9 protein-coding genes are annotated in these 8,208 nt (G+C 71.7%); 6 read left to right on the forward strand and 3 right to left on the reverse strand.

Annotated features, from left to right (window positions below):
- Together cobA and cysK are read left to right on the forward strand one after the other, a co-directional pair.
- Positions 1-879: uroporphyrinogen-III C-methyltransferase (gene cobA, locus D588_RS0123240; RefSeq protein ID WP_017917698.1), on the forward strand; the 879-nt coding region annotated here is incomplete at its 5' end.
- 29 nt (positions 880-908) lie between these two features.
- Positions 909-1,868 carry a cysteine synthase A gene (gene cysK / locus D588_RS0123245; RefSeq protein WP_017908608.1) on the forward strand — a complete coding sequence of 320 codons (960 nt, stop codon included), beginning with the start codon at positions 909-911 and terminating at the stop codon, positions 1,866-1,868.
- Between the two features lie 36 nt (positions 1,869-1,904).
- Here the strand turns inward: cysK and D588_RS0123250 are convergent, their stop codons facing one another.
- Complete coding sequence (locus D588_RS0123250; RefSeq protein ID WP_232764355.1) at positions 1,905-2,240, reverse strand: tetratricopeptide repeat protein; 336 nt, start codon at positions 2,238-2,240, stop codon at positions 1,905-1,907.
- A 170-nt stretch (positions 2,241-2,410) separates the two neighbouring features.
- On the reverse strand, positions 2,411-3,511 hold the full coding sequence (locus tag D588_RS0123255) for a nucleoside hydrolase (protein WP_017912988.1): 1,101 nt from the start codon (positions 3,509-3,511) through the stop codon (positions 2,411-2,413).
- A gap of 252 nt (positions 3,512-3,763) precedes the next feature.
- On the opposite strand from D588_RS0123255, the gene D588_RS0123260 reads away from it, so the two are divergent.
- Positions 3,764-4,279: an isoprenylcysteine carboxylmethyltransferase family protein gene (locus tag D588_RS0123260; RefSeq protein WP_017917700.1), complete on the forward strand. Its 516-nt coding sequence runs from the start codon at positions 3,764-3,766 to the stop codon at positions 4,277-4,279.
- 22 nt (positions 4,280-4,301) lie between these two features.
- Here D588_RS0123260 and D588_RS0123265 read toward each other — a convergent pair whose 3' ends face one another.
- Positions 4,302-4,799, reverse strand: coding sequence for a hypothetical protein (locus D588_RS0123265; RefSeq protein ID WP_017917701.1), 498 nt, complete (start codon positions 4,797-4,799; stop codon positions 4,302-4,304).
- A gap of 126 nt (positions 4,800-4,925) precedes the next feature.
- Between D588_RS0123265 and D588_RS0123270 the strand changes: the two genes are divergently transcribed.
- The 3 genes from D588_RS0123270 to D588_RS26000 all read left to right on the forward strand — a co-directional run.
- A complete protein-coding gene (locus tag D588_RS0123270; RefSeq protein ID WP_017917702.1) occupies positions 4,926-5,468 on the forward strand; it encodes an O-acetyl-ADP-ribose deacetylase in 543 nt (180 codons plus the stop codon).
- A gap of 266 nt (positions 5,469-5,734) precedes the next feature.
- Complete coding sequence (locus D588_RS0123275) at positions 5,735-7,435, forward strand: ShlB/FhaC/HecB family hemolysin secretion/activation protein (protein WP_017917703.1); 1,701 nt, start codon at positions 5,735-5,737, stop codon at positions 7,433-7,435.
- Between the two features lie 13 nt (positions 7,436-7,448).
- Positions 7,449-8,208, forward strand: a 760-nt coding sequence (locus D588_RS26000; RefSeq protein ID WP_043086951.1) for a filamentous hemagglutinin N-terminal domain-containing protein, incomplete at its 3' end; no start/stop codon positions are given.

Genomic DNA, 8,208 nt, shown 5'->3' on the forward strand with positions numbered 1-8,208 from the left:
GTGCCGGCCGAGCCGGCGTCCGCAGCCAATGCCGCTGCCGCCGAGACCGCCGCACAGCAGGCGCTGCCGCTGCGCCCAGGCAGCGTGACCCTGGTCGGCGCCGGTCCCGGCGATCCCGGCCTGCTCACCGGCCACGCGCTGCACGCCCTGCGCCAGGCCGACGTGGTCCTGCACGACCGCCTGGTCAGCGCCGCGATCCTGCAGCTTGTGCCGGCCGGCACCGAGCGCATCGCCGTCGGCAAGTCGGCCGACGGCCATAGCGTGGCGCAGGAGCAGATCCATGCCTTGCTGCTGGAACACGCGCGGCGCGGACGCCGGGTGGTGCGACTGAAGGGCGGCGACCCGTTCGTGTTCGGCCGCGGCGGCGAGGAACTGGAATACCTGCGCGCGCACGGCGTGGACTACGCGGTGGTGCCCGGCATCACCGCCGCACTCGCCTGCGCCGCCTACGCCGGCATCCCGCTGACCCATCGCGACCACGCACAGTCGCTGCGCCTGGTCACCGCGCACTGCAAGGCCTCGCTGGACACCCTGGACTGGACCGCACTGGCACAGGAACGGCAGACCCTGGCGGTGTACATGGGCGTGGCCGGCCTGGACACGGTGCGCACGCGCCTGCTCGCCGCCGGCCGCGCCGCCGGCACGCCCTTCGCGCTGGTCGAGAACGGCTCGCGTGCCGAGCAGCGGGTGGTGCGCGGCACCCTCGCCGACCTGCCCGACACCGCCCGCGCGCATGCGGTGCGTGCGCCGGCGCTGCTGATCCTGGGCGAGGTGGCCGCGCTGGCCGACACCCTGCACTGGTTCGGCGCCGCCCCGCTGCACGCGCCGCCCTCACCTTCCCCGAAGCAGGCGGCGCCTACCCTGGCCCACGCCGCCTGACCCGCCCCCCATTCCCGGAGACCTTGCCCATGGCCATCTACGACAACATCCTCGACACCATCGGCCACACCCCGATCGTCAAGCTGCAGCGGCTGGCGCCCGCGCACGTGGACCTGTACGTCAAGGTCGAGGCGTTCAATCCCGGCGGTTCGGTCAAGGACCGCCTCGCCCTGGCGATCGTGCTCGATGCCGAGGCGCGCGGCCTGCTCAAGCCCGGCGACACCATCGTCGAAGCGACCTCCGGCAATACCGGCGTGGCCCTGGCGATGGTGGCCGCCGCGCGCGGCTACAAGTTCGTGGCGACGATGGTGGAGACCTTCTCGATCGAGCGCCGCAAGCTGATGCGCGCCTACGGCGCCAAGGTGATCCTGACCCCGGCCGCCGAGCGCGGCAGCGGCATGGTGCGCAAGGCCGAGGAACTGGCCAGGCAGCACGGCTGGTTCCTGGCCCGGCAGTTCGCCAACCCGGCCAATCCGGCCTACCACCGCAGCACCACCGCCGCGGAAATCCTGCGCGACTTCGCCGGCCGCCGGCTCGACCATTTCGTCAGCGGCTGGGGCACTGGCGGCACCCTCACCGGCGTCGGCGAAGTGCTGCGGCTCGCGCGTCCGGAAGTGCACATCACCGCCACCGAACCGGCCGGCGCGGCCCTGCTGCAGGGCCAGGAGTGGAAGCCGCACAAGATCCAGGGCTGGACGCCGGATTTCGTGCCCGAGGTCCTCAACCGCGAGGTCTACGACGAGGTGCTGAGCGTGGAAGACACCGACGCCATCACGGTGTCGCGGCGCCTCGCCGCCGAGGAAGGCATCTTCACCGGCATCTCCGGCGGCGGCACGGTGGCCACCGCGCTGCGCGTGGCCGAGACCGCGGCGCCCGGCGCGGTGATCCTGGCGATGCTGCCGGATACCGGCGAACGCTACTTCTCCACGCCGCTGTTCGCCGACATCAACGAAGGCAGCGACGACGACTGGCTGGCCGGCCTGCCGTAAGCGCGCAGCTGGCAATGCCGCACCGGCGCGGCATCGCTACTGTGCGTGCGTATCGAAGTACGCCGTCCACGATATCGGTGCGGCGCGCAGGCTGGCCGCGTGTTGGAACGCGGCCATGGCTTCGGCCTGCTGGTCCACGTTGAGCAAGGCCACGCCCAGATTGAAGTAGGTGCTGCGATCGTCGGACTGCAGGCGCACGGCGCGGCGCAGTGCCGCCGCTGCCCGCCGGTAGTGCCCGCGATCGCACAGCACCGCGCCCAGACAGGTGAGCGGGCGTGGATCGGCGGGTGCCGCTCTGGCCGCGGCGCGCACAAGTGCCTCGGCCTCGGCCAGCAGCGCATCGGCACGCTGCGGCTCCCGGAACGCTGCCATGACCAAGGCCTTCGCCTGCGCGAGGCGGTCGTCGGGCACGGATACGCTCATGTCAGTGCACCCCAGGCCGGCGTCCCGCCTGCCCCGCACGCGAGCGGCAGGACGACGAGCCCGCTGCGCACCAGGACGCCGTGGCGTGCAGCGGACTGCAGATCCGCGTGCGCCATGCCTCAGACCGGCAGCGGCGCGCCCAGCGCCGGCGGCTGCGGCGCGGTCAGGCGCTCCACCAGCAACTGCTCGATGGCGGCCACGTCGACCTCGCGCACCACCTGCTGCGCCTGCTCGCCCAGGCCCGGCTGATAGCCCGGCGCCCACGACAGGATGTCGCCGTAGCCGGCGCCGAACTCGGTGTTGGTGTCCACGTACAGCGTCTCGCTGACGGTGGCCAGTTCCGGGCGCAGCCACACCGCGGTGGCCAGTTCGTCCCACATCGGGAAGCCGGGTTCGCGCCGACGCAGCGCATGGCCGATCGGCGTGTCGGCGGCGCCCATCCGCGCCAGCAGCTGCGGGGTCAGTTCGGTGGCGGTGGATGGATCCACCGGCACCATCACCATGCGCCGCCACGGCGCGCGCATCACGATACTGGCCGCTTCCGGGTCCCAGCGGATGTTGAATTCGCGCCGCGGCGAATTGACGAACTCGCGCGCGAACTGCGCCGCCGAGACGCTGTCGCGGCGCTGCCGCGGATTGAGGCTGCCGCCCATGTAGACCAGTTCCTTGGCCAGCGTGGCGAAGTCGGGATCGAGCCGCTGCGCCAAGGCCAGATTGGTGAGCGGCCCGGTGGCGACGATGCTGACCTCGCCGGGGAACTCGCGCACCTTGCGGATCATGAACAAGGCGGCCGGCTCGCTGGCCGCCTGCACCACGGTGGGATTGCCCAGCGGCAGGTCCGGGACCACGTCGTGGGCGTGGTAGCGCGGCGCGCTCTGCACGGTGTCGTGCTCGACCCACTGCCGGGTCCAGGCGCCCTTCCACAGCAACTTGCCGTACAGCGCTTCCCAGCGCTCGGTGGCCACCTCGCTGTTGAGCAGCGGGAACACCGGGCCGGGCAGCACCGGCACTTCGCCTCGCCCGGCGATCTCGAGCAGGCGCCGGGTATGCGCCAGCGCTTCGTCGCGCCAGATGTTGCCGCTGACCACCGAGATGCCCAGCACCTCCACCTCGGGCGATTGCAGCAGCAACAGCTGCGCAGGAGTGAAGCCGTCGATGTCGTCTTCGAGGATGACCCGGCGGCGCGGGGCGGCGGTGCTGCTGGCGGAAGCGATTGGCATGAGGCGGGACAGTGGTGGCGGAAGGGGAACGACCGGCACGTCGGGCGCGATCGACGCGGAACGACGCGACACGTCGAACGCAAGCGTCTGCGACGTGCCGCACGGGCGCTAGGGTAATCGGGTTTGCGCGCACTGCCACGCACGACGAGGCACTGCCGGGTCGCGCCCGTGCCCATTCGTGACGCGCGCGCGCCGACGCCGTGGGCAGCCGCGTAAACTTGCGCGGCCGCAACCGAACCAGGGAAGGACTGCATGCACGACCGAACCGACCGCACCGATCCACCGCCCGCACGTGCGCAGGTGCGCGTGCCGTTGCTGGTGCGCACGACCTCGCCGGTGCATTTCCTGCTGGCGCTGCTGCTCGGCGCCAGCCTGCAGCACGCGCTGCCGTTGCCGTTGCCGCAGGGCACCGCGCTGGCCTGGCTGCAACTGGGCGGCGGCGCCGTCGCGCTCGCCGGCCTGCTGCTGGCGTGCTGGTGCTTCGTGCTGTTCGCGCGCGACCGCACCACCCTGCTGCCCGAGCGCGCGCCCTCGCACCTGGTCTGCCACGGGCCCTACCGGCTGACCCGCAACCCGATGTACGTCAGCCTGACCCTGAGTTACCTCGGCCTGAGCGTGCAGATCGGCTGGCCGTGGTCGGCGCTGTTGCTGCCCTTGCCGCTGCTGGCCTTGCAGCGGGTGGTCATCCCCTACGAGGAAGCGCGCCTGCGCGAACGCTTCGGCAGTGCCTATGCGCGCTACTGCGCGCAGGTCGCGCGCTGGCTGTAGCCACTGACCGCGTCGGCATGCCTCAGCGCGCCAGCCACCAGGCCGCCGCCGCAGCCAGCAACAGCGCCAGCAGCGCCCAACGCCAGGCCCCACCACGGTCGCCGGCGGCCACGGTCGAGGCAGCCCCCAGCGTCGGCGCCGAGCGCAGATGCCGCTTCACCATCTCCAGTGCTTCGCGCAGCGACATGTCCGGATAGTGCTCGAACACCAGCTTGGCGGCCGTGCGCCGCTCGCCGCGACGCAGCGCCAATTCCGCTGCCGGCGGCAGGCGCCGTTCCTCGGTCGGCGTTTGCGCCGGGGCCGACGTTGCCGGTGTCGCGCCTGCTGCGGCAGCGGAGGCGTGGCGGTCGAGCATCTCCGTCACCGTGCGCGCTGCGCCGGCCAGCAGCCAGGCATCGACCTGCTCCTTCGCACTGCGCAGGTCCATGCCGCTGTGCGCGCGCAGCAGCTTGATCGCCTTGATGATCTGGCCCTGCGCGAGGGCATCGGCGACCTGTGGCGGCGGCGGGTTCGGGTTCATGTCGCAGGTGCTGAGATGGGGGCGCGTCAGTCTTGCCGCTGGCCGGTTAAGCGGCCGTGGCAGCGCGCGGCGGCGGGTGGCGACACCCTCACGCATCCATCATTCGGCTCCCCTAAAGATCGGCGCATGAAGATCGAAATCTGGCAAGGCGACATCACCCAGCTCGACGTGGACGCGATCGTCAACGCCGCCAACGAGTCCCTGCTCGGTGGCGGCGGCGTGGACGGCGCCATCCACCGTGCCGCCGGCCCGGAACTGCTGGAAGAATGCCGGCGCCTGCCGGAACTCAAGCCGGGCGTACGCTGCCCGGTCGGCGAGGTGCGTGCGACCGCGGGCTACCAGCTCAAGGCGCGGCATGTGCTGCATACCGTCGGTCCGGTGTGGCGCGACGGCGCCCACAACGAACCGGCCCTGTTGGCCAACTGCTACTGGCGCGCCCTGCGCATGGCCGAACAGATGGGCCTGCACTCGGTGGCGTTCCCGGCGATCAGCTGCGGCGTCTATGGCTACCCGCTGCACCAGGCCGCGCGCATCGCGGTGGCCGAGACCGACGCCTGGCAGCGCGCGCATGCGGTGCCCAAGCGGATCATCCTGGTGGCCTATAACGACGCCACCGCCAAGGCGTACCGGCAGGCGTTGCGCGACGCGCAGTGCGCCACTGCAGCCTGAGCGGTCGACCCGGACGCTCTCAGAGACCCGGCGAGTACCCGCGAATCACCACAGGGCCTGCGTTCCACCCGGGCGCAGGCATGCCCTGATTGACTGAGATGGCGGCCGCCCAGCGCCCGGCGCTGGCACAGCGTGCTGTGGGGATTATCCCGACACCGTGTCAGGGGACCGCGCAAAGAGTGATCGCGCGCTCAGATTCGCTCAGATTGATCGGCGGTGGGAAGGCTACATTGCGCGAGCCTCAACCCTAACGCCACCTTAACACCATGACGATTTCTTGCCGTCCGCGTCCGAGTACGCTGGCGAATGCCCTGTTCGTGCTTCCGTGGGCCGCCGGCCTGGCCTTGACGCTGACCTGCGCGACGGCACTGGCCCAGGAGGCCGCCCCGGCCACCGGCACCAGCACCACCGACGCCGCGGCGCCGATCGCGGTACAGGCGATCCGCGTCACCGGGGTCGGCGACCATCCGCGCGAGCAGATCGATCCGGCGCGCCTGCAGGCGCTGGCCGATGCGCGCCTGCGCGCACTCGGCGGCGGCACGCTGCCGGCCCAGCTCAGCTTCGCGCAACTGCAGCAGATCGCCGACACGCTGACCCAGGCCTACCGCCAGGCCGGCTTCCTGGTCGCCCGGGCATATCTGCCGGTGCAGACCCTGGGGCCGGACCAGGTGGTCGAGATCCGCGTGGTCGAAGGCCGGGTCGGCAAGATCACCGTCGAGGGCACGCGCCGCTACGACGACCGCCTGATCGCCAGCCCTGCCCTGGCCCTGCAGGGCCAGATCCTGCGCCAGCAGGATCTGCAGTCGGCGCTGCTGTACACCCGCGACCTGCCGGGCGTGTCCGCCACCTCCGTGCTCAAGCCCGGCGCCAACCCCGGCGAGACCGACGTGGTGATCCAGGCCAGCGAGGAGCGCCCGCTGCAGGTCAGCGTCGGCGCCAGCAACTACGGCACCCCGAGCATCGGCCGCTACCGCGCGCAGCTCGGCGTGGACTGGAACAACCCGCTCGGTCTGGGCGACCACCTGTCGGCCAGCTACGCCTATGCGCTGGATCCGGCCAATACCTGGCAGGGCAGCCTCGCCTACCAGGTGCCGATCGCCAGCGTCGACGGCCTCAGCGCCAGCGCGTCCTACACGCGCAGCGTGGTCAACCTCGACAACGGCGCGTTCGCCGCGCTCGACATCCAGGGCCCGACCCAGCAGAGCGCGCTGGGCCTGGACTGGAAGTTCGTCAATTCCGACGCCTGGCGCGTGCAGAGCTGGCTGCACCTGGTCAAGGAAAGCTCGCGCCTGCAGGGCCTGGGCGTGCTGTTGTCCAAGCAGAAATTCGACGTGGCCGAACTCGGCACCAGCGTGCGCCACGACGACCGCCGGCTCCACGCCATCGACCTGCTGCAGCTCAGCGTGCGCGGCGCGCTCGACGACGATTCGCCGCAGACCGATTACCTGTACGCCCGCCACGACCGCCACTTCACCGTCGCGCGCCTGAGCTACACCCGGCTGCAGGGGCTGACCGCCACGCAGCGGCTGCAGCTGCGCGTCAACGGCCAGTACAGCGACGACACCCTGACCCCGCTGGAACAGTTCTCGCTGGGCGGACCGACCAGCGTGCGCGCCTTCCCGCTCGGCGCCGCGCTCGGCGACCGCGGCTTCGACTCCGGCCTGGAGTACCAGGTGGACGCACCAGGCTTCGCCAGCGCCGCCTCGCCGTTCGGCGGCCGCGCCTGGGGTCAGCTGCTGACCGCCAGCGTGTTCTACGACTACGGCCGGGTCTACCCGAACGGCGCCAACCGCGCGGTGTACGACAGCGTCACCACCTTCGAGGGTGCCGGCGTCGGCCTCAGCTTCCGGCTGCCCGACTGGCACGGACTCTCGTTCGATCTGGCCGCGGCCAAGCCCACCGGCACCACCAAGCCGGGCGACGGCAAGGATGTGCGCTACTGGGCCCGCTTCGGCCTGACCTTCTGACCTGGGGATCTCCATGAACCGCATCTACCGCCTCGTCTTCAACCGCCACCTCGGCGTGCTCCAGGTCGCCTCCGAAGTCGCCACCGGCCACGCCGGCGCCACCGGCACCGGCGCGGCGCGCCTGGCCGCGCCGCTGCTGCCCTTCGCCCTGGCCTGTGCGCTGGCCGCGCCGGCTCACGCCAGCGGCGTGCCGTCGCTGTCCAGCGCCACCGGCGCCACCGTGTCGCAGAACGGCGGCACGCTGCAGATCGACCAGAACGCGGCCAAGGCGGTGCTGAACTGGAACAGCTTCAACGTCGGCAAGGACGCCAGCGTGGTGTTCGTGCAGCCGTCCAGCTCGGCGGTGGCGCTCAACCTGATCGACGCCAGCCGCGGCGCCAGCGTCATCGACGGCAGCCTGCGCGCCAACGGCAATGTGTTCCTGATCAACTCCGCCGGCATCCTGTTCGGCAACCACGCGCAGGTGAACGTCGGCGGCCTGGTCGCCAGTTCGCTGGGCCTGGCCGGCGACGACGACAACGGCTACCTGCTCGCGCGGGGCGACCATGGCGCCGCCAGCGTGGTCAACCAGGGCAGCATCCGCGCCGGCAACGGCGGTTCGGTGAACCTGGTCGGCAACCATGTCGCCAACCGCGGCAGCATCAGCGCCGACGGCGGCGCCATCCGCCTGCTCTCCGCCGATCAGGTCAAGGTGACCATGGACGCGGCCGGCGCGATCGGCATGCAGATGGTCGCGGCGGCCAGCCAGTCGGTGGACGGCGCGGCGGCGGCGG

The sequence above is a fragment of the Xanthomonas sp. SHU 308 genome (assembly GCF_000364645.1).
In the GTDB taxonomy this organism is placed as follows: Bacteria; Pseudomonadota; Gammaproteobacteria; order Xanthomonadales; family Xanthomonadaceae; genus Xanthomonas_A; species Xanthomonas_A sontii.